The sequence below is a fragment of the bacterium genome (genome assembly GCA_030697645.1).
In the GTDB taxonomy this organism is placed as follows: domain Bacteria; phylum Patescibacteriota; class Minisyncoccia; order Phycocordibacterales; family VMGT01; genus JAUYPI01.
The window spans coordinates 1-22,278 of record JAUYPI010000014.1 but is presented as its reverse complement, the minus strand read 5'-3'; the positions used below and the strand labels follow the sequence as shown (position 1 = coordinate 22,278).

Here is a 22,278-nt window from a genome sequence, read left to right as displayed (position 1 = left end):
CGGTTAGAAGGCTACATCTTGCCATGCCATCGCGTCAGTATATAGTGACGAATTTCGCCTACGGCACCGGGCCGTACCTGCATACGACCGAGCTGGCGATTGCGTTCAATGACGAGCTCGAGCGGCGGGGGAGAGAGCGCTCGGCGATTATCGTGCCGCTCGTCTATGGCGAGCGACAGCGCGCGGTGATGCGCGAGGAGTTCGCCTCCTTTCTCCGCGCGCGGCCGGAGGAGATTGTGCTCGACGAGAATCTCGGCATGATGCTCCGGGAAATTTTTTATGACGGCACGGCCGACTATGCCGTCTCGCTTGCGCGCTGGATTGAGCGAGTGAGAGACACGGCAGCGCGCGCGCACGAGCACCTCTCCGGCACTTTCGCCGTGCACGCATTTGACGGTACGGAGCGCGTGGTCGACGGCCGACAGATTATTATCGAGATGAGCCGCTCGCCGCGACTTCGTTTTGATATCGCACCGGCGTATTCGACTACATTTGGTTTTCTTTCGGATATTTTCACCCGTGCGCTCCGAGAGCCGCCGGGCGCGATTGCGATTCCCGCGGATGTGCTTCAGCAGGGAATCGAGTCCGCAGAATGGGTAGAGCAGGGACAGCGTATGCACGCCGTCGGCTTCCCCGGCACGTTCACCCCGCTCGAGAATGCCGCGCGGCAAGCCGCGGGGTCTAGCGGCTCAATACACACACGGGATTCGATGCCCTGTGTGAGTTCTCTAACGGGGTTCACGGGCGACCTACCACCTACCACCTACCACCTACAACCTACAACCTTTCTTACTCCGCCGCTCACCTCGCAGCAGCCCAAGACCGCCGCGCCGCTCGAGAAGCCCGGCATCCTCGTAACGGTGACCGGCATAGCGGGGTTAGAGAGGTTGTATACTGAGGCTACGGACCTGGGCCTCGCGATTTATAGCACTACCGAGGGAGTCCCTCCCGGCAGCATGCGTATGCCGCCGGACGTCATTGTCGATTCGAACATCGTGTTTCAATTTGCTCGTGCGGGATGGGGCTCGATCTGGCTCTCGCTTACGACAGGTGTCCCGATCGTCGTTCCCGCGTTTGATCCGGTAGATGATCCGGAGATTTATTTTAATAATAAAATGATCGAGCGGCTTGGGATCGGCATTGTCTACAGGGGCGAACCCCTTAGTGAACTCACGGGACGACTGCCCTCCGTGTGCGTCGCGATGGAGACACTTCGCACGTGCATCTTCGAGCGGTGGGGGACGCTTGACGGCCACTCCGTGAGCGCAGCGCGGTTTGTCGAGGATTTTTTAAGGAGCGACGGGGGTGTACAATAAGGCGGCATGAACGGCGATCCTCAAAACAAGCGCGGGTGGTCACAGAATAGGCTGTGGGGCTATGAGTACTTCCGGCGCGAGATCGGCAGAATCACTCCCGAGACGGTTATAGTTGACATCGGCGCGGGAAAAGGTCAGTATGGGGATCTTTTGCGGCAAGGCAGCTATATCGGTGTCGACTTCGTTCAGTTCCCAGGCGTCGATGTTGTTACCGATATTGTCGCCGGTATACCACTCTCCTCCGAGATCGCGGACATTGTGGTGCTCTCGAATGTACTTGAGCACGTCCCCGATCCTAAAGCGGTGCTTGCACACTGTTACCGCATTTTGAAACCGGGCGGAAAGATCGTGATACTCGTACCGTTTTTTATCTCAATTCACCAGGAGCCGCACGATTATCTGCGCTACACGCACTACATGCTGCGTTACCTTCTGTCTCACGCTGGGTTTGTAGACGTCGTTGTCGAGCCAAGCGGGAATGTCATCGACGTGATGCAGAAAGTACAGACCGGATTTTTTAGAACCGCCAAGGCAAGCGTGCGACAGCGCTTCCGCAGAAATCTGGCCGTAAAAGCGTGTGGTTATGCTTCTGTTGCCCTGCTCCGGTGGTGCGCGCGTGGCATTTTTCTCGTGGCGCGCACGATGACCAATCCGAATCTCCGTACAGGCAAGGACTGGTACGCGGAAGGATACGGGGCGGTGGCGCACAAGAAGGTAGAGAGTAGAAAGTAGATAATGGGGACGGGCGACGCGTACGATGTCGTACTACTCTCCACCTTCCACTTTTCTACTTTCCAATAAACAAATGACTAAACTCATCGTCGAACTCTGCCAAAATCACAACGGCGACCGCGAAATTTTCGCGCAGCAGATTCGCGCTGCGGCAGAAAACGGCGCCGACATCGTGAAGATGCAGTCGATGTGGTCCGAGGACCTCCGAGACCGTTCGCGCTTTGAGGAAGGCGAGACACATCCCGACGGCTCGGTGAAGACGATCAAGCGTCCCTTTGACGCTGAGCGCGAGCGGCTCGCCAAGCTCGACCTCACACTCGACGACCACCGTTTTTTTATCGAGCAGTGCGTGAAGTATGGCGTCGTGCCGATGACGACGATTTTTGCGCGGCACCGCGTTCCCGGCGTTGGTGCACTGCCGTGGCCCGAGCGGATTGTCAAAGTCGCCAGTTATGATTGCGCGAGTCCGGCGCTGCTCCGCGAGCTCGCAGAGTATTTTGATCGCTTCATTATTTCGACCGGAGCAACATACGACGAGGAGATTGAAGCAACCGCTTCCCTCATGCGCGAGCTCGGTAAGGAGTTCACGTTTCTCCACTGCGTGACGAGTTACCCGAACACGCTCGAGATGGCGCACCTCGCTCGTATGGACTGGCTGAGACAACATGTGCCGCAGGTCGGCTGGTCTGACCACACGCACGTCGGTCGCGATGGAATCACGGCTGCAAAAGTCGCGATCATGCTTGGCGCTGATTACGTCGAGCGGCATTTTACCGTACTCGCTGCCGATCAGTCGAAAGACGGGCCGGTTTCAATAACGCCGAAGCTCCTTGCCGAGCTCGATCGTTTCCGAAGACTCTCGAGCGGGGCGCAGCGCACGGAAGTGGAGCGTGACATTCCGCTTTGGCAGACGCTCCTCGGGAGCGCCGAGAGGGACATGACGCCGACCGAACTCCTGAATAGAGACTATTATCGCGGCAGGTTTGCGTCGCCCACGAGAGATGGCTGGGTATACAACTGGGAGGAGATACCACTCAATTAAATTCGAAATTCGAATATCGGATTTAAGGATACCGTATGTTCTTTTCTATTCTGATTCCCACTGGCGGCAATCGGCCTGTGCTGATCGCGATGGCGGTGCGCTCGGTCTTGGCGCAGACGTGTCAGGATTTTGAGATTGTGGTTGCCGATGTGCGCGGCTCGGAGGAGACGAAGCGCGCGGTACTCTCCTCCGGCGACAGCCGCATCAGATATTTTGTGGTGCCGCAGGGACGCGGGCCGAATTACTCGTTCGACTACAGCGCGCTTCAGGCGCGCGGGCGCTATATCCTCTGGTTCGACGATGACAATTATCTCCTCCCGCACGCGCTCGCCGTTTTTAAGCGCGTGATTGACAGCGAGGATAACCCGGACATCGTTACTGCAAGCCATCTCTATTATTACGACGGTGCGCACCCGCGGCATTATCTGCGCAACCACCTCGGCGTTGTGCCGTTTACGGGAGCGACATGCGATGTAAGTCCGCGCGCCATGCTCATGGCGCTCTTTTCATTTGCGCGGCGCGGTGGGGCAGGCGAGATGCCGCGTTTGCACACGTCGGCAACGGTGATTTCGCGCGAGGCGGTCGAGCGAGCGTTCTCGCGCGCAGACACCGTCGTGTTTGAATACATGCCCACGGCTCACTCGCACCAGCCGATTCTTCTTTCGTTCGCGCGCTCGTGCATTTTCATTGACACGCCGGTCGTCGTGGTCGGTCGGTTTGGGATCTCAATGAGCCAGGCGTGGTCCACGGCGGCGCGCGCGCGATTCAAGCGTGATGCGTTTCCCCTGCGCGAGAGCCCGCTTACCGCGCATACGTACAGTAACGCGCTGCTCGAGAGCTTTCTCCGCGTCAAGAAGTTGTTGCCGGAGCTTGTTTCTGACATACCGATTCGTCTTGATCGAGTGCTCAGAGCGCATCTCGATGAGCTCGTGTATCTCAATATGGACGCGCGTGATTTCCCGCGCAATTGGCTAAATCTGTTTCGCGTGTTGCACTCTCGCCCGCGCGCAGAACAGCTCGTTATGCGCCGCCGTGCGCTGCTCGCACTACCCCGCGCCCTCATCGTTTTCCTCGGGCGGCGCCTTGGCATCCACCACCGCATCCGTGCTCTCCGTGGCGCGCGACAGAGGGCGCGTGCGGCGGTACTTACATCGCGCGAGAAAATGCAGCGCGGCGTTGAGTTTGAAATCCCGTTTGAGAAATACGGCGTCCGCACCATAGAAGACCTAGGCATTCACGCGCGCGATATTCTCCTCGCCGAGCTCGACGTTGACGTCTTCAAAATTTGACAGGCTGCAATTTTAATGTACAATCCTCTTGGGTGTAAATTCCTCGTTAGAACGCGTTCAATTTCAGGGAGGCACACAGGGTGGCAAAGTTTGATTTGAGTGCTGAGGCGCGGGATCTGGTCGTTATTGATGCGATTGTTGGGGACGATGAAGGCGTCGGCATGTTGCCAGAAACAACTGCCTTTCTTTTTGCAGAGTTTGCGGATAGCGATGGTGCTGTTCTCAGACAAGGTGTCCGTTTGTGGCAGAATGGTGTGGCCCAGAAGTTTGTGCTCTGCGACGGCACGACTGCGCACGGGGCTCCGCCGTGCGCGCGGCGAGAGGAGCAACTGCATGAGTACGGCGTGCCGTTTAGTCAGCTTGTTCGGATTACGAATGACGAAGTGCGCGCGGCGTACAATACACTCACGGAGGCCCGCGCATGCGTGCGGCACGCACGGGAGATGGGATACACTGAGGGCATTTTTGTCGCTGCAAGGTTTCACCTGCTGCGCACGGCGATGACAGTCGTCGGCGTCGTGCTCGATGAATATCCGGAGTTCCGTGCATACTTTTTGTCCGGGCGATATCTGCAGTGGAATCAGGAGGTGACACACTCGCAGGGTGTTACGACCGGCAGGCGTTGGGAGTTGCTCCGGGACCACGAGCTTTCCGGCATCCTGAACTACCCGAATATGCCACTGCCGAGCAGAGTACTCGAGTATCTCGTCGCTCGGTGGCGGTAGCGCCCGAAACATAATCTCGCGCCACCATTACCGTACACCCCGCAAGCCAAGGAGTTGGCGGGGTGTTTTTTGTTGTATGCGCTAGATGTTTTGTGATAGGGTGAATGTGTCATGTTGCAGGTGACGAAAAACATCAAACCGGAATTTGTAGATGAGCGCGGGGGGATTACAAAAATTCTCGATGACGGGAAGACGGTGATTCGCAGTGTGCTGAAGATCTCCTCAAAGAAGGGGTCGGTTCGTGCAAACCATTATCATAAAAAAGACGCGCATTATGCGTATGTTATGTCCGGCCGCATGGAGTACACTGAGGCGCCGGCGGATGCTCCGGAGCGGAGCGAGTCGGTCGTGCTTGAAGCGGGGGATATGGTGTTCTCGCCGCCGATGACCATTCACCGGATGCGTTTTCTCGAGGATTCGGTGTTTTTCGCGCTTGCAACAGAATCGCGCGCACAGGAGGACTATGAGGCGGACACGGTGCGCGTCACACTTCCTCACTAGCTCATGAGCGTGACCATGGAACCGGGTCTTTCTTTTCGCACGAATGCCTGCCGCGTATGCAGGAGCACGGCGCTCGCGCCGATACTCTCGCTCGCCCCGACACCGCCGGCAAATGCGTTTCTCCGCCCCGAGGAAGTGGAGAAGCCCGAGCCGCACTTTCCACTCGAGCTTTTGTTCTGCGAGACGTGTCGCTTCGTGCAGCTCGGAGATGTTGTCTCGCCGGAGCTCCTTTTTGGTACGTACGTCTATGTCTCCTCGACCTCGCCCGTTTTCGTCGCCCACTTTGAGGAGCTTGCGGAGACGCTCACGCGCCGTTTCGATTTTCCTCCAAACTCGCTCGCGGTCGACATCGGGAGCAACGACGGCATTTTGCTCCGGCCGCTCGCCGAGCGCGGGTGGCGCGTGCTCGGTATTGATCCGGCGCGCGAGATTGCCGCGCGCGCTAGTGGCGCAGGTGTCGAGACGATCCCCGCCTTTTTCTCAACAACTCTTGCGTGCGCTCTCGCGGAAGAGCGCGGGGGCGCGAAGCTTATCAGTGCGACCAGCGTCTTCCCCCATGTGCACGACCTTGATGACCTGGTAGCCGGCGTTGCGGCGCTGCTTGACGAAGACGGCGTTTTTGTGATTGAGGCGTACTATCTGGGCGCGATGCTCCGGCATAATCTGTTCGATACCGTCTACCACGAACACCTCTCCTACTTCACACTCCGCTCGCTCATGCGCCTCTTCGAGCGTCTCGGGATGTCGGTTTTTGATGTTGAGGAAACAGAGACGCACGGCGGCTCACTTCGGGTATTTGTCTCACCTGCCGGTCGACGGCCTCTGAATCACGCTGCGCTCCGACGCGTCCTCGACGAGGAGGACGCATCGGCGCTCGGGGAGCGGGCGACCTACGCGGCGTTTGGGGAGCGGATCGAGCGCAATAAGCGCGCGCTTCGTACACTGCTCCTCTCGCTCAAAGAGAGCGGGAAGCGGCTTGCGGGCTACGGGGCACCGGCGAAGGGCAACACGCTCCTCACTCACTTTGGTATCGGCGCCGAGACACTCGACTATATAGTGGACGACAGTGCCTGGAAGCAGGGGCGCTACACGCCCGGCACGCACATCAGAGTGGTGAGCGCCGAGGCACTCCGTGAGGCACCGCCCGATTACCTTCTGATTCTCGCTTGGAATTTTGCCAAGCCGATTATGGCGAAGCTCGCCGATTTCAAAGCCCATGGAGGGCGGTTTATTGTACCCGTTCCCGAACCTGTGGTGTTGTAGTGCATATGAACGACATACAAAGACTGTTTACCGAAGACATTCGCACTATAGTCGCGCTCCTCGGCGGTGCGCTTGACCAGCTTGCCGGGAAGACCGTGCTCATTACCGGGGGCGGGGGATTTCTTGGCCGCTACCTCGTGGCGACGCTCGTCGCGCTTAATCGCGAGCGTTTTGAGCGGCCGTGCTCTATTGTGGTGCTCGATAATTATATTACGGGCGTCGCGAACAACCCGTTGTTTGATTTCAGCGCCTATCCTGAAGTGCGCGTGCTCGAGCACGATGTGCGTTTCCCGCTCCCCGAGAAGCTCAGCGCCGCGTATATCATTCATGCCGCGGGCCTGGCGTCACCGGTCTACTACCGCAAATTTCCGGTCGAGACGATTGAGGTTGCGGTCAACGGCACGAAGCACCTTCTTGAGTTCGCGCGCGAGCGCGGGATCGAGGGGATGCTGTATTTCAGTTCAAGCGAAATCTACGGCGACCCGGTTCCTGAGTTCGTGCCGACCCCAGAGCACTACTGGGGGAGGGTTTCAGCGGTTGGCCCTCGCGCTTGCTATGATGAGTCGAAGCGGCTCGGCGAGACGCTCTGCAGCATTTACCATGAGTATTACCGTGTGCCGGTGAGCACGGTGCGGCCTTTTAATGTCTACGGCCCGGGGATGCGCGCTGACGACTACCGCGTCATCCCGACGTTTTCCGTGCAAGGCCTCCGTGGTGAACCCCTCACGGTGCACGACCACGGTCGGCAGACGAGGACTTTTTGCTATATCACAGACGCAGTGCACGGTTTTCTCAAGGTGCTGGTCGCGGGGAAGCGCGGCGAGGCGTATAACGTGGGGCATGATCGTGAGGAAATTACTATGCGAGAGCTCGCCGAGCTCATGAGCGGCATGTTGCCCGAGCGGCCGGAAGTGCGCTTGGTCTCCTACCCCGACGCATATCCTGCCGGTGAGCCGCAGCGGCGGTGTCCGGACCTTACCAAAAGTCGGCGAGATCTTGGGTATTCCCCTGCGATAGACCTCCGCACTGGCCTCGCGCGCACGCTCTCCTACTATAGGGCGCTGCTTGCTGATACGCCGCAGGGTGCGAGAGCGGATTAATCCGTTGCTGGCGTGAACCGTATGTCTGTGCTCCGCTGTGTGCTCTTGGGCGCTGGAAATTTCGGCAGGCACTACGCGCGCTTGCTGCAGACGATTGAGGGTGTCGCGCTTGAGAGCGTGGTGGTGCACCAGAGTGCTGCGGGAGATGTGCGCGCGGCGCTCGGCATTCCGAGCGCAATCGAGGTGTCGACTGACGCCGCTGCAGCGCTCGGCAGCTCTCGGTATGATTGCGCTATCATTGCGACATCCCCGGCGACGCATTTCGCCCTCGCCGAGGAGGCGCTCGCGCGCGGTATGCATGTGCTCGTCGAGAAGCCGATGGTGACGAGCGTCGAGGATGCGAGAGCGCTCGCTCATGCGGCCGAGATCTCGGGAAAAGTGTGCATGGTGGGGTACCAGTACCTTTTTCACGACGCGATTCGCTATATCAGAGAGGAGCTCATCGAGCGCGGTGTTCGTTTTACACACTTGTTTGTCGAGCATGCGCTGTCTCCGCCGCGCCCTGATGTGAACGTGCTTTGGGACGTTGCGCCGCATGCGCTCTCGATACTGCACTATCTTTTTGGGGCGCCGCGTATTGGTGCGGTTCACGGTTCTCTCCGCGCGCAGGAAGGTGGAACGCTTCCCGGCACGGTAGCGATGACGATGTGTACTGAGAACGGCCCATCACTCACGCTTGCATCCTCCTGGTACGGGCGGGAAAAAAAACGCCGTCTCACGTTTCTCGGCGAGGGCATGCGGGTGCTGTTTGATGAGTCGCTCGCGGGCGGACCGCTTTTGATCTGCCGCGATGGCGTCGCGCCTCAAGTGCCTGCGTTTGACGCGCGAGAGCCGCTTCGGAGGGAACTTGACCATTTTTTCGCGTGCGCTCGAAGCGGTGCGCGACCACTCACTGACGTTTCTTTTGGGCGTCGTATCACTGAGGAACTTGCGGAGTTGGAGTCACGTCTTGATGTATGCGCATTTTGAATACTATTGGGCAGGTACTGACGCCCGAGGCGAGGGCGATACTCGAGGGAGTAGGGTGCCTTGACGACCGCGCGCTCTCGCAGGGCGAGCTTGCGGAAGTCATTGGCGAGTACGATGCGGCGCTTGTTGGGCTCGGGCTTACGTTTGACTCGCGCGTGCTCGCGCGTGCGGAGAAACTGCGCGTGATCGCAACCGCGACGACGGGGCTCGACCACATTGACCTCAACGCCGCGCTCGTGCGCGACATCGAGGTACTCTCGCTTCGCGGCGAGGAGGAGTTTTTGAATACGATCACCGGTACTGCGGAGCTTGCGTTTGGGATGCTGATTGATCTTGCGCGGCGAGTGCCGTGGGCTTTCGAGTCGGTGAGGCGCTACGAGTGGAACCGTGAGGCGTTCCGCGGCCACTCGCTCTCGGGTAAGACACTGGGGATCGTGGGACTCGGCCGCCTCGGCCGCATCATGGCGCGGCAGGCAGCGGGCTTCGGCATGCGCGTTATTTTTTTTGATCCGTACGTTCGAGCGTCGTCGCCGCGGTTTTTCGGGAAGACACCGGATGTTGACCGCGCTCGAGGCCACGCTGCATTTTATGCGGCTGCCTCTAACGGGGTTGAGGATCTATTGCGTAACAAAGCGTCAGGCGTCAGGGGCGGACAAGCCGACGAAGCCGAGGAGGAAGCTGAGGAGGGTCAGACCCTCCTCAGCCAATGCCGAGGAGGGTCTGACCCTCCTCGTGCGGGTGCCTTTACGGCGAAAGCGGAAAAGGTTGATTTTGACGAGCTGCTTCGCGAGAGCGACGCGGTCTCCATCCACGCGCATCTCACTCCGGAGACCGAAGGCATGTTCGGCGAGCGCGAGTTTGCGCTGATGAAGCCGAGCGTTTATCTTATTAATACCTCGCGCGGCAAAATTGTGAATGAGCGCGCGCTCCTCGCGGCGCTCAAGCAAAATAAGATCGCAGGCTACGCAACCGACGTGCTCGCCGACGAGCTCTCGTTCGAGTCGGCGGGCTTCTCAAAGCACCCGCTCGTCGAGTACGCCGAGATGCACGAAAATCTCCTCATCGTCCCGCACATCGGCGGCATGACCGTCGAGTCGCGCGAGGCGACCGATGTTTTCATCGCGCGTAAGCTGGCGCAGTATCTCCGAGAGTCGCTCTCTCTGAGGGCTGCGTAGTGCAGGGGAGTGTTGTGCCGTGTAGGTCGCGAAAGAAGTGTGCGAGGGCGCGCGAGAGCATGAAAGCCAATTTTGCAATAAGCACGCGACCGCAACCTTATTGCAAATTGAAAAAGCAAATTGAAAAATTTACAATAATTTAACGATCGTAAATTATTGTAAATTTTTACACGGTGTCACTGCGGGCAGATCTACGTTGGTGCGTGTATTAGACCTCTTGCATAACCCGCTCCTGCTGCGATTTTTGATTTTTGGCTGCGACTTCGTCAGCCTTCGCAAAATGGTTCTCGCCGTACAACAAGTACGCCGTCGAACCATTTTGCTTGTCTTCCTCGTCTCGCTCAAAAATCAAAAATCTCGCCACGAAACGGGTTACGCAAGAGGTCTATTGTGACGATCATGTGCCCATTGGTGCGCCACCGTTTGACACTGAGACCATGACTGTGCTTTCATATCGCGTGGAGATAGGTTGTTTAGCCTGTCACATTTTCACTCGCATTTTCACCATTTGGAGGATTGAGAAATGGTACTGAGCGCAGGGTTGATCGGTTACGGCAAGCGGGGTGAGGTGCTTGCGCGCATAATTCGCGAGCACGTGCCGGAAATTGAGATCGTTGGCGTTGCGGATCCGGATCAGGAGCGGCGAAAGCATGCGTCCTTTCGCCATAAAATCGTAGCGAGCGAGAAGTATACATTCGCCACCGCGCAGGAACTTTTCGACAAGTTTATTCCTGCGGTTTCGATCATAGCCACAAACCCGCCACAGCACTGCGAACTTGCCGTGATGGCGGCGGAGCGCGGTTGTCACATCTTTTGCGAGAAGCCGCTTGCGCTCTCGCCGGATGAGGCAGACCGGATGGTTGCAGCAGCCAGGAAGGCAGGCGTCGTGAGCGCGGTGGATTTCGAGACAACGTTCGCTGACGCTTTTCATGTGCTTGAGGCCTACATCGGCAGCGAGGGCTTTGGCACACTCTACCGATTCGAGGCGATCGACAAAGGTCGGCCGCCTGCATATGACCTCGAGGAGTGCACGCCACACTTTTTGCAGGCTCTGATGCACCTGACACACTCGCGGCCGGTGGAGGTCTTTGGACGAGTGATCGTTGACGGTAGGAATGCGACACTCGACGATGTGAAGCTGGTCTCTGAGCTTTACCCCGCGGGCCGCTCGCACGGTATCGGCATGCGCGCCGACTCGATCGAGGCGACGTATCGATTTGAGAACGGCGTTCTCGCGCACCTCTTTCTGCACGGGCTTGACATGGACTTTCTCATGCGTGCCGGGCGAGACACGCCGCCGGGGAGTGAGTTCATGGCTCTCGTCTGCTACGGCACACGTGGGCAGATCAAGTGGCATCAGACCTCGACCGGCTCGGTCTATGTCAAGAATGTGCCACACGACCTTCTCGACGAGATGCAATGGCGTCCGGTACCGAGTATGTGGCGGGCGGATTCAGATTGGGTGATGCCGACCGCGCGTCTGCTTCGCGACTTCGTTGGAGCGATTCATGACCCGCTTCGAGAAACGCGTCCGCGCGTTTCGATCGGCGCTGCCTCGCTCGTGCTCGACATGACGCTCGGCGTCTATGCCTCGCACCTCGCGGGCAGACCAGTCGCCCTGCCGCTTGTGGAGCGTCGACACCCACTTGCTGCTCGCTAAATCATTCGGAAATTTACGACTCACTCGCGCCGTCTTTCCACGGAAAGGCGGCGTTTGCTTTCATGATTGAGGCGTCGTATGATATCCACAATTGTGGTATGCAGTTCTTTTTGACCGCACATGCACGTCAGAGGATGCGAGAGAGAAACTTGACGACAGTAATGCTTGAAACGGCGCTGCACCATCCGGTGCGCATAGTGCGCGACAGCGGTGGCCGCTTGCTTATTATCGCCGTGCACACTCGAGACGGTGGGGCGCGTGCGTTACTGGTTGCGGGAAAGATCGAGGGAGAAACGCTCCGGATTTTTACGGTCATCGAGACGACGAAGATTCAAAAATATCTATGAAACAGAGAAAAAATAAAATCAATCCTAAAATTTTTTACGATAAAGAAAGCAACGTCCTTATTATCGAGGTGAAGAAAGGACGAAGCTTTGACTCGGACGTGTTCGGCAATCTCGTGCTTGACTATGACAAGCGGGGGCGGGCGATGCGCGTCAATCTCTACGACGTTGACTTTGATCGTTTTTCCGAGCAGCGGAGCGCTCTCCAGGAGTTCAGCGTGGCACGGCGGCGTGAAGTAGCCGTTGGATAAGCCGCCTACAACCAACGCCCGCCTTTCCTCTGGAAGGCGGGCGTTGGTTGTAGAGCGTGTTACTGCGCGGTTATTCGTTTCTGTTCAACATTCGCTGGCGCGGTGACCTCGATTCGTCGCATGTGGTTCTAGCGAGGAGAAATTGGCGCGAAAATCACTGTGGAGGTTTACGTATGAAGTTTTTACTTATTCGTCACTGCGAGACTGATTGGAATCGCGAAAAGCGTTTACAAGGACACACGGACATTCCGCTGAGTGACTATGGCCGTGAGCAGGCGCTTTGCCTCGCGGGGGACTTGATGAAGCAGGGCGATATCGCGCGGATTATCTCCTCTGACCTCGAGCGGGCAACGGAGACAGCGCGCATTATTGCCCAACACTTTGCAGCCGAGATGCCTCGGGGCCTTTTTGCCACGGAGGACCAACGTCTACGAGAGTGCTCGTTCGGCCAACTTGAGGGTAAGACATGGGAGGAGATCGAGCGAGAATTTTTGGTACGCAAAACAGGTAGAGCATATATATATACGGGCGATGACGACCCGTACGATTTTACGCAGTTCGGCGGTGAGCGGCGTGATGACGTGATTAGGCGGCACGTTGGTTTACTTGACGATGTTGTTAGACGTACAAAGTCTGTTGATCGCGAGTGTGTACTTCTCGTCGGTCACAGTACTGCGCTGAACACCCTCCTCTCGCACTTCGATTTACCAACCGGGCTCCGACGTGGAGAGATCCGAGAGCTCACGTACCCGTAACTTTTTGGGACACGCCGCGCGGCAAGAGCCGCGCGGCGTTACTCGTTTCTGCTCGACGGTGAGGCGCGCCGTTCTCACTTGACAACCAGCTCGCGCTCCGTATACTCTCCGTAGGTTTTGTTCGTCGGGTCGTGTATAGAGCTCGATACCGGCAATTGACACGAGCGCGCCTTGCGGGGCGCATCCAACTTTCCCGCGGGAAGGTTGTACCAACGGCTGCGGCCGGAAACGGAGATCGGCGATGGATAAGACGTATACGACGTTCGTAAATTATTTGTCTGCGGAGCATCAATGGGGAGCGCATGCGTTGTTTACTCACTGCGTCCCAATCGAGGAGCGTGTACAGCAATGTGAGGCGTTGCTCGTGGCCGCGCTAGGGGGTGGCGAGGGTGAGCAGGCGCGTCAGTACATCGGTTGGCTCATGCGTGCGAGCGACGACTGCCATCTTGTGCCCGTTGCTACGCTCAGTAGTGGCACCTATAATCTTCCCGAGACTGAAGAGGTACAACAAGCCCGTGAGCGCGCGCTCATCGCGCGTGTCGATCTCGCGATGCGGTTGTATACACTCGTGCCGGGATGGATCATGAGCTGGAACTGGCATTGGAATGGCAAAATTGAGGCGTTGTCAAAGACAATGCCGACGCTGCTCCGCGAGATCACGACGGCGTGGCGGGACAGTGTTTCTGAGAAAGAATCCGATCGCATCTTTGCGTTTCTGAATACGGAGGGGCTGTTGCAGGTTGGCTTGCCCGAGAATTTCAAACCCGAGCTACGTGCGATGATTCAGGAAGCTGTCCGTGAGGTGACTGATCGACGATTCCCGGCAGGTCGGCTCGGCAGGCACCTTGCGCTTCTGAGGTCGGATGTCGGGTATGGCGAGCAGCAGCACCTCAGCGAGATCAGGCGTCTTTTGGCAATTGCGTGGGCGCGCAATAGTGATTTCGAGAGACTGCAGCTCGTTGTGCAGGCAACTGACGCCCTGCCGGGCAAGAGCAAGGCGGCGTTTCGTTTACTCCGGACGCATGCAGAGTACATCGCGGCGCTTGAGCGCGATAACATGCTGACAGCGGCCCAAGCAGAGTGACAGGGTGAAGTCTTTTTTTTGCGACAGGGAACTAGACCATTCTGGTTCCCTGTTTGTATTTTTTATTGCTATACTTGAGGGCGATGCAGCATCTCACGAATAGAGAAATTGCTTCTCGCTTGCGTGAAGTGGCGGCGCTCTACGAAATGGACGATATTGCCTTTAAGCCGCGCGCGTACGAGAAGGCGGCGCTCGGAATCGAAGCTTTGAGCGAAGAAGCGGGGGAAATTTTTCGCTCTCGTGGCAGAGAGGGACTGGAGGCAATTCCCGGCATCGGGCGCGGCATTGCCGAGCACATCGAGGAGATGCTCACGCACGGCACTTTCCGCGAGTATGAACGACTGAAAAAGAAAGTGCCAGTCGAAGTGCTTGCGCTCATGGCGGTCGAGGGTGTGGGCCCCAAAATGGTGAAGACGCTCTGGCAGAAGCTTAAAGTCCGTACGCTTGCCGATCTTGAGCGCGCCGCGCGCGCGGGGAAGGTAAGAAAACTCTCGCAATTTGGTGTAAAGAGCGAGGAGAAAATTCTTAAAGGGATTGAATTTTTAAAAAAGTCCGGCGGCAGGAGAGTGCTCGGCACAATGCTCCCTGAGATCGAGCAGCTCGAGAGATCGGTGCGGGAGTTTCCTGAAGTGCACGAGGCGATTGTCGCTGGCTCGGTGCGGCGGAGGAAAGAGACGATCGGCGACATTGACATTGTGGCTGTTTCAAAAAACCCCAAGCGCGTGATGGAGCGATTCCTCGCACTCCCCGAAGTCGCGCATGTCTACGCGAGCGGCGAGACGAAGACCCTGGTGCGGCTCACGAACGGCCTCGACGCGGACCTTCGTGTCGTGCCCTCTAAGAGTTTCGGGGCCGCGCTCAACTACTTTACGGGCTCGAAGGCACACAATATCGCACTGCGGGAGATGGCGGTTAAAAAAGGGTGGAAGTTGAATGAGTACGGGTTGTACAAAAGTCAAAAGTCAAAAGTCAAAGCTCAAAACCACAACGTAAAAGTTAAAAGTGCCGAAATCCAGATTGCAGGGAAAACAGAGGAGGACTTATACAAGACATTGGGATTGAGGTACATCGAGCCGGAGTTGCGGGAAGATACGGGGGAGATTGAGGCGGCTCGAAACAACAAGTTGCCTAAGCTTATCGGCTACGGTGACTTGAAAGGCGATCTTCAGGTGCAGACGGACTGGACAGACGGTGACGACTCGATTGAAGAAATGGCGCGCGCGGCGAAGGAGGCGGGGCTTGAGTACATCGCGATAACCGACCATACGAGGGGTCTCGCCATGACTGGCGGTTTGGATGAAGAAAAGCTTCTGAAGCAAGCCGATGAGATTCAGCACATCAACCGCAAAATACAAAATACAAAATACAAGATACACGTCCTCACCGGCGCCGAAGGCAATATTGGTAAAGACGGCTCGCTCGATATCGCGGATGAGGTGCTCGCTAAGCTCGACGTCGTCGGCGCTGCGGTTCACAGTCACTTCAAGCTATCGCGTGCGGAGCAAACAAAGCGTCTCATCCGCGCGATGGAGAATCCGCATGTAGATATAATCTTTCATCTCACCGGTCGGCTTATCAACAAGCGCGAAGCGATCGAGCTCGATATCGAGGAGGTTATTCGCACAGCAAAACGTACGGGTACTATACTTGAGATCGATGCATCCCCAGAGCGCGCGGACATTAAAGACGAGTACATAAAAAAGTGCGTCGAGGCAGGCGTTAAAATGGTTATTGATTCCGACGCACACGCGGTTTCGCACTTCGCATTTTTATCGTTTGGTATCGCGCAAGCACGACGAGGCTGGGCGAGCAAAAACAATATAATCAATACGCTCCCGATCGGACAATTTTTACGGCGGTTGAAAGGGTACTAAATCTCTGTTAGAGTAGTTGCCATGAAAACCGATATTCACCCGACATACTATGCGGACGCCCGTGCGACGTGTGCGTGCGGAGCGGTGTACACCCTTGGATCGACCAAGAAGGAAATTCGGGTCGAGATCTGCAGCACATGCCACCCGTTCTACACGGGTGCCGAAAAGATTGTGGACACCGCCGGGCGCGTAGAGAAATTCATGCGTCGTAGGGCCGCGGCGCAGCCTGCTGTGGTTGCCGCAAAGAAAGATCGGCACGAGAGAAGGCAGGAGGTGAAACGCGCTGAGAAGCGGGCGAAGACTAAAGTGGAGAGGGCTACACACGAGACACCTCGATCCCCGTCCAGAAATAAAAAGACAACTTCGGTCGAGACGGGCGCTGAGGGCAACATTTGACAATTTACCTTTGACATTTGACACACGACGCGACGGGGTCAAAGGTCAAATGTTACATGTCAAATGTCATGGTTTTGGACGCGCACACGCTTGCCGATTACAAGGCAAATCCGAAAACCGCCTATCTTGCCGCGGAATACGAGCGTCTTGAGAAAGAAAAGCAAGAGGCGCTCAGTGTCGCGGCGGATGATGCGGCGCTCCGCGCGCTCGTCGAGGAGGAGCGCATTTCTTTTGAACGCCAGCAAGCGGAGCTTCTCGCCGAGATGGAGCGTATCCTCTCGCGCGAGCACGAGGAGGAGGCGCTGCCTAGCGAGGCGATACTTGAGGTGCGCGCCGGAGCGGGCGGGGAAGAGGCCGCTATTTTTGCGCGCGAGCTTGCTCTGATGTACCAGAGGTTTGCCGAGCGCGAGGGGTGGGAGTTCGTGCCGGTTGACGAGTCGGAGAGCGAGCTTGGTGGCTACAAACAGGCGGTGTTCGATGTGCGCGGCAGAGATGCATATGCGAAGCTCCGTCACGAGCGCGGGGTACACCGCGTGCAGCGGGTGCCCGCGACTGAGAAGTCCGGCCGCATTCACACTTCGACCGCCTCAGTCGCGGTGTTGCCTATAAGAAAAAAACCTGCCGTCGTGATTAGTCCCGCAGATATTGAAATGGAGTTTTCTCGCGCTGGGGGGGCCGGGGGACAGAACGTGAATAAAGTGGAGACCGCGGTGCGCGTGATCCACAAGCCGACTGGCATTGATGTGCGCTCGACCTCCGAGCGCAGCCAGCTCCGGAACCGCGAGAAAGCGCTCGCCATTCTTGCGGCAAAGCTCTCCGAGCTCGCCGAGGAGTCTCATTCCTCCGAGAGCGCCGCCGAGCGCCGTCAGCAGATCGGCTCCGCCGAGCGCTCGGAGAAAATTCGTACATACAATTTCCTACAGGATAGAGTCACCGACCACCGGCTGAAGAAAAGCTGGCACAGCATCGAGCGCATCATGGACGGCGACATCGCACCGCTCATCGAGGCGCTTGAGGCCATAGCGTAAAGTTTGGCACCGCGTTTGCTTTCGCGGGCTTTTTTTGGTATGGTGGGACGTATGGAAAATGAAGCATCAAGCGTTGCCTCGCCCATCGTGGAGACGCTCTTTAGCGTCGGGGCGCACTACGGCTATAAGAAATCGCGGCGGCATCCGTCCGTCTCGCCCTATATTTTCGGCGTGAAGAACCGCGTCGAGATTTTCGATCTTGTGCAGACGTCTGCGCTTTTTGAGCGCGCGAAAGAGTATGTACGCTCGCTCGGTGCCGCGGGGAAGACCATGCTCTTTGTTGGTACGAAGTTTGAGGCCAAAGAGGCCGTGCGCGCGGGTGCGCTCGAGGCGGGCCAGCCGTTCGTCGTCGAGCGCTGGATCGGGGGAGCACTCACGAACCTCTCCGAGATCCGCAAGCGCGTCAACAGGCTTGAGACGCTCCGGAGTGGACGCGAGTCGGGTGAGTTTGACAAGTACACGAAAAAAGAGCGCCTGCTCCTTGATCGGGAGATCGCGCAGCTTGAGAAAAATTTCGGCGGCATCGTCGCGATGGCGGCGCTTCCGGCGGTGCTCTTTGTTGTTGATCCGCGCGAGGAGAGCACGGCCTTGCGCGAGGCAAAGCGCATGAAGATCCCCGTGGTCGCGCTTGCAAGCTCGGATTGTGATATCACGAACATCGCTTATCCCATCGTCGGCAACGACGCCGCGCGAGGGAGCATTACGTTTTTTGTGAATGAGATAGCAAAAGCGTATCAGGAAAGCAAGACTAATGTTGGCAGTGTTGTTGTTTGAACGTGCAACACATGCTGGCTTCTGTAGCTTTTTGCTGTTCTATAGAGTGCACGCCATGAAATCGGATTGATATTCCCCTACAAACCCCTTTTATTTATGGGTTTTAACGGGGGCAAAAGTATCATTTCATATGCAATGCTAATGCGGTCGTATAGTTAGTAGTTATTGCGAATCTTTTTTTATATGAACGATCAAATAAAACTAGCCGCAGCCTTGTTTATTGTCGTGATTTTTAGTGCCAATTTATTATTTGCTCCGAGTGTAGCTTCGGCACAAACGAACGAGCAAATCAGCCAACAACTAAAGGCACAGATTGAACAATTGCAGGCACAGATTAGAACTCTGCAACAACAGTTGGGCATTGTGAGTTCGACTGAACCGAAACCGGTGTCTGTTCCGACACCAATCCCATCAGTTTTTCCGGATTGTCCTGTGTTTTCACATGCACTTTATCGCGGCGTGAGCGACATCACAACAGGAGGAGAAGTGTCAAAATTGCAAAAGATGTTAGCCAATGACCCGAGCGTATATCCAGAGGGACTCATAACCGGATATTATGGTCAGCTTACCGAAAAAGCGGTTCAGCGCTGGCAAGCAAAATGGAAAATTGTTTCTTTCGGGAGTCCCGCGACCACAGGATATGGAGTTGTGGGGCCGCAGACACGAGCAAAAATTATTACAGCTTGCCCCATTGTGAGTAGCACCAGCACCCCCACTATTTCTCTCACTGCACCTCTTGCCAATACTACCGTAGCACACACCATCACTATCTCCGCAACTGCATCAGACGACATCGGCATCTCGAAGGTGGAATTTCTCGTAGACGGCGCCCTCAAAGGAACAGACACGACCGCTCCCTACTCCTACGCATGGGATACCACAAATAACAATACCCATCCCTGCAATGGAGCTCATACCCATACGCTATCAGCCAAAGCGTATGATGCGACTGGAAACTCAAACACAAGCTCTACTATTGTGGTGAATATGCAGACTCCGAGCTACTGCACACCTCAGACTTCTAAGTTCTCCCTCAACGATCGTATCTCCATCAATGTTGGCGCCAACGTTACCCTCAATATCCGCTCCACAGCCAACGGGACGATTACCGGCTTCCAACCTCATGGAGCGCTGGGGACTATCATCGGAGGTCCGACAACAGCCGGAGGATTCACCTGGTGGAATGTGAACTATGATACAGGGATCGATGGCTGGAGCGCGGAGAGTTATCTGCAGAAAGTGGATGCACGCGCTAGAGGAGCCGATATATCGTACGGACCAGGTCCCCGCCAGAAACTTGATGTGTATTATGACACAACTTTCAAAAACGCACCGATCGCTTTCTTCATACACGGCGGCGGCTGGCAATCTGGCGATAAGAGCAATGCAGCAACACATGGCCGCCCCGATTTCTTCAATGGTCTTGGATTCGTCTATGTAACTCCCAACTACCGGCTCTCCTCAGATGGCGATATGTTTCCGTTACAAATCCAGGATGCTGCCTGTGCTCTTGCGTGGATCAAGCAAAATGCCGCTCGATACGGCGCTGATCCTTCGAAGGTTGTTATCATGGGAAGCTCTGCAGGCGCGCATCTCGCCGCTATGATTACCTACAACCCTGAAGGCGCATGGCTCAACGGATGTTCGACGCAAGGCCAATCGCTTGCGGTCCAGGGATTCTGGGGCGAGAGCGGGTTATACGACTTCGATGTCATTGCGGATCCGATCAAAACGCAATCTGCCCTGCAGCCGTTCTTGGGTGATTTGTATGATCCCACACGATGGTCGCCAGCCGAGCCAATCAACTTTATCTCGCCCGGCGATCCGCCCGCACTCCTCATGCATGGAGACCAGGATTTTTTTGTCGGCTTTCAGCAGAGTATTGACTTTGCCGCAGCGCTCAAGAGTCAGGGGATTCCTGTCACCCTTGATATTATTCCCGGTTATGGACATACGGACGGCATTCGAAACTTTGATTCCAACACATCGCTCAGAAACGAGGTAGAGACATTTGTCAGAAATATCATAACAGGAAATTCCAGTTATAAAAGATAGTGGATTGGTTCTAACCCATGATAACGACCGACGATATCAAAGCCCTGCGCGACGAGACTGGCGTCTCCGTGATGCAGTGCAAAAAGGCGCTTGAAGAGGCGGGGGGCGATAGGGAGAAGGCAAAGGTGATTCTCCGTAAGCTAAGCGGCGTCGCGGCAGCGAAACACTCCGAGCGCACGCTCGGCTCCGGGGCTGTCGGGAGCTATGTGCACGCAACAGGCACTATCGGCGCGATGACGCTTCTCGCGTGCGAAACCGATTTTGTTGCGAAGAATGACGAGTTTCGCTCGCTCGCGCGCGACATCGCGATGCACGTCGCTGCGATGAATCCGGATTTTTTACGACGCGAGGACGTGGGTGCTGAGGCAATGGATGCCGCGCGCGCGGTGTTTGAAAAAGAGTCAGCAGGAAAAAGCGTGGAGATCCGCGAGAAGGTTATTTCCGGCAAACTCGATGCGTACTTTGCGGAGAAAATTTTACTCGAACAGCCGTTCATTAAAGACGAGACGCGGCGCATCCGCGACCTCGTCACCGCCGCATCGCAGAAATTCGGCGAGCGGGTGGAGGTAACGAGGTTCGTCAGGGTCGCAGTCTGATGAAAAGGGTCCCTTGTTCCATGGGTCCATGCCACGCACGTTGGCGCGGGGTGCATCGGCTTTCGGAACAGGAGGTTTCAATCTGCGGAGGAGGTGGGCATTGAACCTCGTCGCTCCGCTTCTCCTGGAGAACCCACGGTTCTCAACCTCAACCACAAAGTTTCCTTTTGAAACTTTGTGGTTGAGTGCTCTCCTCAACGGTCGCAGCAGGTTCCCCGACCCCCTCCGCCCTCGAACCAACCCTCATCCTCGCTCACTTCGTTCGTTGCGGTGTCTGTTTGAAAATCTCCGAACGGAACTCTTTGGGCTCGGCGGGCGGAAGACCCCCACACCTTCCGCCCGCCTCGCCTTACCTGCCCGACCGAAACTCTTGAGTGAAGGCGGGAACCGGAGCGGAAAGGACGATTTCAAGTTTTTCTTTGGCGGCAATAAGATTTTAGCGCTTGATTTCCAACCAGACTGCGGGTTCACTGCTTGTAACCCGTAAATCGTGTCCGGCGGGTATTACTCCGACTTCGCCGGGGCCAAATTCAATTTCATTACCTCCGGGCATACGGACATGGAATGTACCTGAAACTACGTATAGCACATGGTCATATGGACAATCTTCCCCATGATACCCCGGCTGTGCCGTATTCCTCTGCAATTTAAGACCCTCTCCCACATCAAGAATTTCAAGCTTCATCGTTTTTTTTGGATTGTAGACCTCGTCCGGGGATGCGAAACTCTTTTTAACAATAGTGTTCATATTTTATCCATTTGTTAAATTATTATTCCGAACGATTGACTTCAAAAACGTCTTCCAACGATATATTGGCGTTCTCGTGCGCCTTACGCACTTCATCCGCAGAGGACGCTTCCGTCACGCAGTACCCAACCTTTCTTTCATTGTTTGAGTACGCATGGATGGCGCGGCAGCCAAGCTCGGCACAGGCCTTTTTATAACCTTCCCAGCCGCCGCCCATACTCTTTTTTAGATCGTGGACTCCAAGAAATAATGCCATGATTTTTGACCTCATTATTTTATTGATTAAATCGTCGACTTTTGATTAACTATATCACTTGCTGAAGAGACTAGAAAGTTATTGTTTGACTCTTCATCAAAGTAGGTTCGGATTTTAACCAAAAGGTACACTGCTCACTTCGTTCGCTGCGGTGTTTTTTGACTGATGTTCGAACTTTCTTTGACGAAAATCCTGAAAACTAATTTGGACTCGGCAGGGCAAACTATTTTTCTGGGGGAATGGAATTGCCCTGCCTCGGCTCCCGTCCCGCCCGCAGGAGGGGTCTGGGGAGGAATGCGGGCGGGTTTCTGACTGGGGGTTTTCGTTTTCGCCACCGAATTTTGT

General features: G+C 56.2%; 22 protein-coding genes and 1 pseudogene. 21 read left to right on the top strand and 2 right to left on the bottom strand.

Features of this window, described 5'->3' with window-relative positions; genetic code table 11:
* Positions 1-23 precede the first annotated feature (23 nt).
* From Q8R39_03160 to tsf, 21 genes and pseudogenes are all read left to right on the top strand, one after another.
* Complete coding sequence (locus Q8R39_03160) at positions 24-1,316, top strand: hypothetical protein (GenBank protein MDP3735399.1); 1,293 nt, start codon at positions 24-26, stop codon at positions 1,314-1,316.
* Between the two features lie 6 nt (positions 1,317-1,322).
* Positions 1,323-2,048 (top strand): class I SAM-dependent methyltransferase, encoded by a 726-nt coding sequence (locus tag Q8R39_03155; protein MDP3735398.1) that lies wholly within the window; start codon positions 1,323-1,325, stop codon positions 2,046-2,048.
* A gap of 73 nt (positions 2,049-2,121) precedes the next feature.
* Complete coding sequence (locus Q8R39_03150) at positions 2,122-3,090, top strand: N-acetylneuraminate synthase family protein (protein MDP3735397.1); 969 nt, start codon at positions 2,122-2,124, stop codon at positions 3,088-3,090.
* 35 nt (positions 3,091-3,125) lie between these two features.
* Positions 3,126-4,379 carry a glycosyltransferase family 2 protein gene (locus Q8R39_03145; GenBank protein MDP3735396.1) on the top strand — a complete coding sequence of 418 codons (1,254 nt, stop codon included), beginning with the start codon at positions 3,126-3,128 and terminating at the stop codon, positions 4,377-4,379.
* Between the two features lie 80 nt (positions 4,380-4,459).
* Positions 4,460-5,104, top strand: coding sequence for a hypothetical protein (locus Q8R39_03140; GenBank protein MDP3735395.1), 645 nt, complete (start codon positions 4,460-4,462; stop codon positions 5,102-5,104).
* Positions 5,105-5,215: 111 nt separating this feature from the next.
* Positions 5,216-5,605 carry a cupin domain-containing protein gene (locus Q8R39_03135; GenBank protein MDP3735394.1) on the top strand — a complete coding sequence of 130 codons (390 nt, stop codon included), beginning with the start codon at positions 5,216-5,218 and terminating at the stop codon, positions 5,603-5,605.
* Between the two features lie 3 nt (positions 5,606-5,608).
* A complete protein-coding gene (locus Q8R39_03130) occupies positions 5,609-6,868 on the top strand; it encodes a class I SAM-dependent methyltransferase (protein MDP3735393.1) in 1,260 nt (419 codons plus the stop codon).
* Positions 6,869-6,873: 5 nt separating this feature from the next.
* Positions 6,874-7,968, top strand: coding sequence for an NAD-dependent epimerase/dehydratase family protein (locus tag Q8R39_03125; protein MDP3735392.1), 1,095 nt, complete (start codon positions 6,874-6,876; stop codon positions 7,966-7,968).
* Positions 7,969-7,989: 21 nt separating this feature from the next.
* Positions 7,990-8,937: a Gfo/Idh/MocA family oxidoreductase gene (locus tag Q8R39_03120; protein MDP3735391.1), complete on the top strand. Its 948-nt coding sequence runs from the start codon at positions 7,990-7,992 to the stop codon at positions 8,935-8,937.
* Positions 8,925-10,112: an NAD(P)-dependent oxidoreductase gene (locus tag Q8R39_03115; GenBank protein ID MDP3735390.1), complete on the top strand. Its 1,188-nt coding sequence runs from the start codon at positions 8,925-8,927 to the stop codon at positions 10,110-10,112. Before Q8R39_03120 ends, Q8R39_03115 begins: the two co-directional genes overlap by 13 nt.
* A gap of 523 nt (positions 10,113-10,635) precedes the next feature.
* Positions 10,636-11,772, top strand: coding sequence for a Gfo/Idh/MocA family oxidoreductase (locus Q8R39_03110; protein MDP3735389.1), 1,137 nt, complete (start codon positions 10,636-10,638; stop codon positions 11,770-11,772).
* A 98-nt stretch (positions 11,773-11,870) separates the two neighbouring features.
* On the top strand, positions 11,871-12,119 hold the full coding sequence (locus Q8R39_03105) for a DUF4258 domain-containing protein (GenBank protein ID MDP3735388.1): 249 nt from the start codon (positions 11,871-11,873) through the stop codon (positions 12,117-12,119).
* Positions 12,116-12,367 (top strand): DUF2283 domain-containing protein, encoded by a 252-nt coding sequence (locus tag Q8R39_03100; GenBank protein ID MDP3735387.1) that lies wholly within the window; start codon positions 12,116-12,118, stop codon positions 12,365-12,367. Before Q8R39_03105 ends, Q8R39_03100 begins: the two co-directional genes overlap by 4 nt.
* Before the next feature lie 173 nt (positions 12,368-12,540).
* Positions 12,541-13,122 (top strand): histidine phosphatase family protein, encoded by a 582-nt coding sequence (locus Q8R39_03095; protein ID MDP3735386.1) that lies wholly within the window; start codon positions 12,541-12,543, stop codon positions 13,120-13,122.
* Between the two features lie 241 nt (positions 13,123-13,363).
* The gene (locus tag Q8R39_03090) at positions 13,364-14,206 is read left to right on the top strand and encodes a hypothetical protein (GenBank protein MDP3735385.1); all 843 of its coding nucleotides are present in this window, start codon (positions 13,364-13,366) and stop codon (positions 14,204-14,206) included.
* 83 nt (positions 14,207-14,289) lie between these two features.
* A complete protein-coding gene (polX, locus tag Q8R39_03085; protein MDP3735384.1) occupies positions 14,290-16,080 on the top strand; it encodes a DNA polymerase/3'-5' exonuclease PolX in 1,791 nt (596 codons plus the stop codon).
* A 21-nt stretch (positions 16,081-16,101) separates the two neighbouring features.
* A pseudogene (gene rpmE / locus Q8R39_03080) lies at positions 16,102-16,290 on the top strand (50S ribosomal protein L31).
* A gap of 242 nt (positions 16,291-16,532) precedes the next feature.
* A complete protein-coding gene (locus Q8R39_03075; protein MDP3735383.1) occupies positions 16,533-17,504 on the top strand; it encodes a PCRF domain-containing protein in 972 nt (323 codons plus the stop codon).
* A 51-nt stretch (positions 17,505-17,555) separates the two neighbouring features.
* Positions 17,556-18,278: a 30S ribosomal protein S2 gene (gene rpsB, locus Q8R39_03070; GenBank protein MDP3735382.1), complete on the top strand. Its 723-nt coding sequence runs from the start codon at positions 17,556-17,558 to the stop codon at positions 18,276-18,278.
* Positions 18,279-18,461: 183 nt separating this feature from the next.
* Positions 18,462-20,333: an Ig-like domain-containing protein gene (locus Q8R39_03065; GenBank protein MDP3735381.1), complete on the top strand. Its 1,872-nt coding sequence runs from the start codon at positions 18,462-18,464 to the stop codon at positions 20,331-20,333.
* A 17-nt stretch (positions 20,334-20,350) separates the two neighbouring features.
* Complete coding sequence (gene tsf / locus Q8R39_03060; GenBank protein MDP3735380.1) at positions 20,351-20,929, top strand: elongation factor Ts; 579 nt, start codon at positions 20,351-20,353, stop codon at positions 20,927-20,929.
* 436 nt (positions 20,930-21,365) lie between these two features.
* Here tsf and Q8R39_03055 read toward each other — a convergent pair whose 3' ends face one another.
* Complete coding sequence (locus Q8R39_03055; protein ID MDP3735379.1) at positions 21,366-21,677, bottom strand: cupin domain-containing protein; 312 nt, start codon at positions 21,675-21,677, stop codon at positions 21,366-21,368.
* Between the two features lie 22 nt (positions 21,678-21,699).
* Entirely contained in the window at positions 21,700-21,933 is a 234-nt protein-coding gene (locus tag Q8R39_03050) for a DUF4242 domain-containing protein (GenBank protein MDP3735378.1), read from the bottom strand.
* Between the last annotated feature and the right edge of the window lie 345 nt (positions 21,934-22,278).

What these genes read in the sequence shown, in the direction of transcription:
- Q8R39_03160 (MDP3735399.1), top strand. Translation starts at nt 24, where the DNA reads ATGCCATCGCGTCAGTATATAGTGACGAATTTCGCCTACGGCACCGGG.
- Q8R39_03155 (MDP3735398.1), top strand. Translation starts at nt 1,323, where the DNA reads ATGAACGGCGATCCTCAAAACAAGCGCGGGTGGTCACAGAATAGGCTG.
- Q8R39_03150 (MDP3735397.1), top strand. Translation starts at nt 2,122, where the DNA reads ATGACTAAACTCATCGTCGAACTCTGCCAAAATCACAACGGCGACCGC.
- Q8R39_03145 (MDP3735396.1), top strand. Translation starts at nt 3,126, where the DNA reads ATGTTCTTTTCTATTCTGATTCCCACTGGCGGCAATCGGCCTGTGCTG.
- Q8R39_03135 (MDP3735394.1), top strand. Translation starts at nt 5,216, where the DNA reads ATGTTGCAGGTGACGAAAAACATCAAACCGGAATTTGTAGATGAGCGC.
- Q8R39_03130 (MDP3735393.1), top strand. Translation starts at nt 5,609, where the DNA reads ATGAGCGTGACCATGGAACCGGGTCTTTCTTTTCGCACGAATGCCTGC.
- Q8R39_03125 (MDP3735392.1), top strand. Translation starts at nt 6,874, where the DNA reads ATGAACGACATACAAAGACTGTTTACCGAAGACATTCGCACTATAGTC.
- Q8R39_03120 (MDP3735391.1), top strand. Translation starts at nt 7,990, where the DNA reads ATGTCTGTGCTCCGCTGTGTGCTCTTGGGCGCTGGAAATTTCGGCAGG.
- Q8R39_03115 (MDP3735390.1), top strand. Translation starts at nt 8,925, where the DNA reads ATGCGCATTTTGAATACTATTGGGCAGGTACTGACGCCCGAGGCGAGG.
- Q8R39_03110 (MDP3735389.1), top strand. Translation starts at nt 10,636, where the DNA reads ATGGTACTGAGCGCAGGGTTGATCGGTTACGGCAAGCGGGGTGAGGTG.
- Q8R39_03105 (MDP3735388.1), top strand. Translation starts at nt 11,871, where the DNA reads ATGCAGTTCTTTTTGACCGCACATGCACGTCAGAGGATGCGAGAGAGA.
- Q8R39_03100 (MDP3735387.1), top strand. Translation starts at nt 12,116, where the DNA reads ATGAAACAGAGAAAAAATAAAATCAATCCTAAAATTTTTTACGATAAA.
- Q8R39_03095 (MDP3735386.1), top strand. Translation starts at nt 12,541, where the DNA reads ATGAAGTTTTTACTTATTCGTCACTGCGAGACTGATTGGAATCGCGAA.
- Q8R39_03090 (MDP3735385.1), top strand. Translation starts at nt 13,364, where the DNA reads ATGGATAAGACGTATACGACGTTCGTAAATTATTTGTCTGCGGAGCAT.
- polX (MDP3735384.1), top strand. Translation starts at nt 14,290, where the DNA reads ATGCAGCATCTCACGAATAGAGAAATTGCTTCTCGCTTGCGTGAAGTG.
- Q8R39_03075 (MDP3735383.1), top strand. Translation starts at nt 16,533, where the DNA reads ATGTCAAATGTCATGGTTTTGGACGCGCACACGCTTGCCGATTACAAG.
- rpsB (MDP3735382.1), top strand. Translation starts at nt 17,556, where the DNA reads ATGGAAAATGAAGCATCAAGCGTTGCCTCGCCCATCGTGGAGACGCTC.
- Q8R39_03065 (MDP3735381.1), top strand. Translation starts at nt 18,462, where the DNA reads ATGAACGATCAAATAAAACTAGCCGCAGCCTTGTTTATTGTCGTGATT.
- tsf (MDP3735380.1), top strand. Translation starts at nt 20,351, where the DNA reads ATGATAACGACCGACGATATCAAAGCCCTGCGCGACGAGACTGGCGTC.
- Q8R39_03055 (MDP3735379.1), bottom strand. Translation starts at nt 21,677, where the DNA reads ATGAACACTATTGTTAAAAAGAGTTTCGCATCCCCGGACGAGGTCTAC.
- Q8R39_03050 (MDP3735378.1), bottom strand. Translation starts at nt 21,933, where the DNA reads ATGGCATTATTTCTTGGAGTCCACGATCTAAAAAAGAGTATGGGCGGC.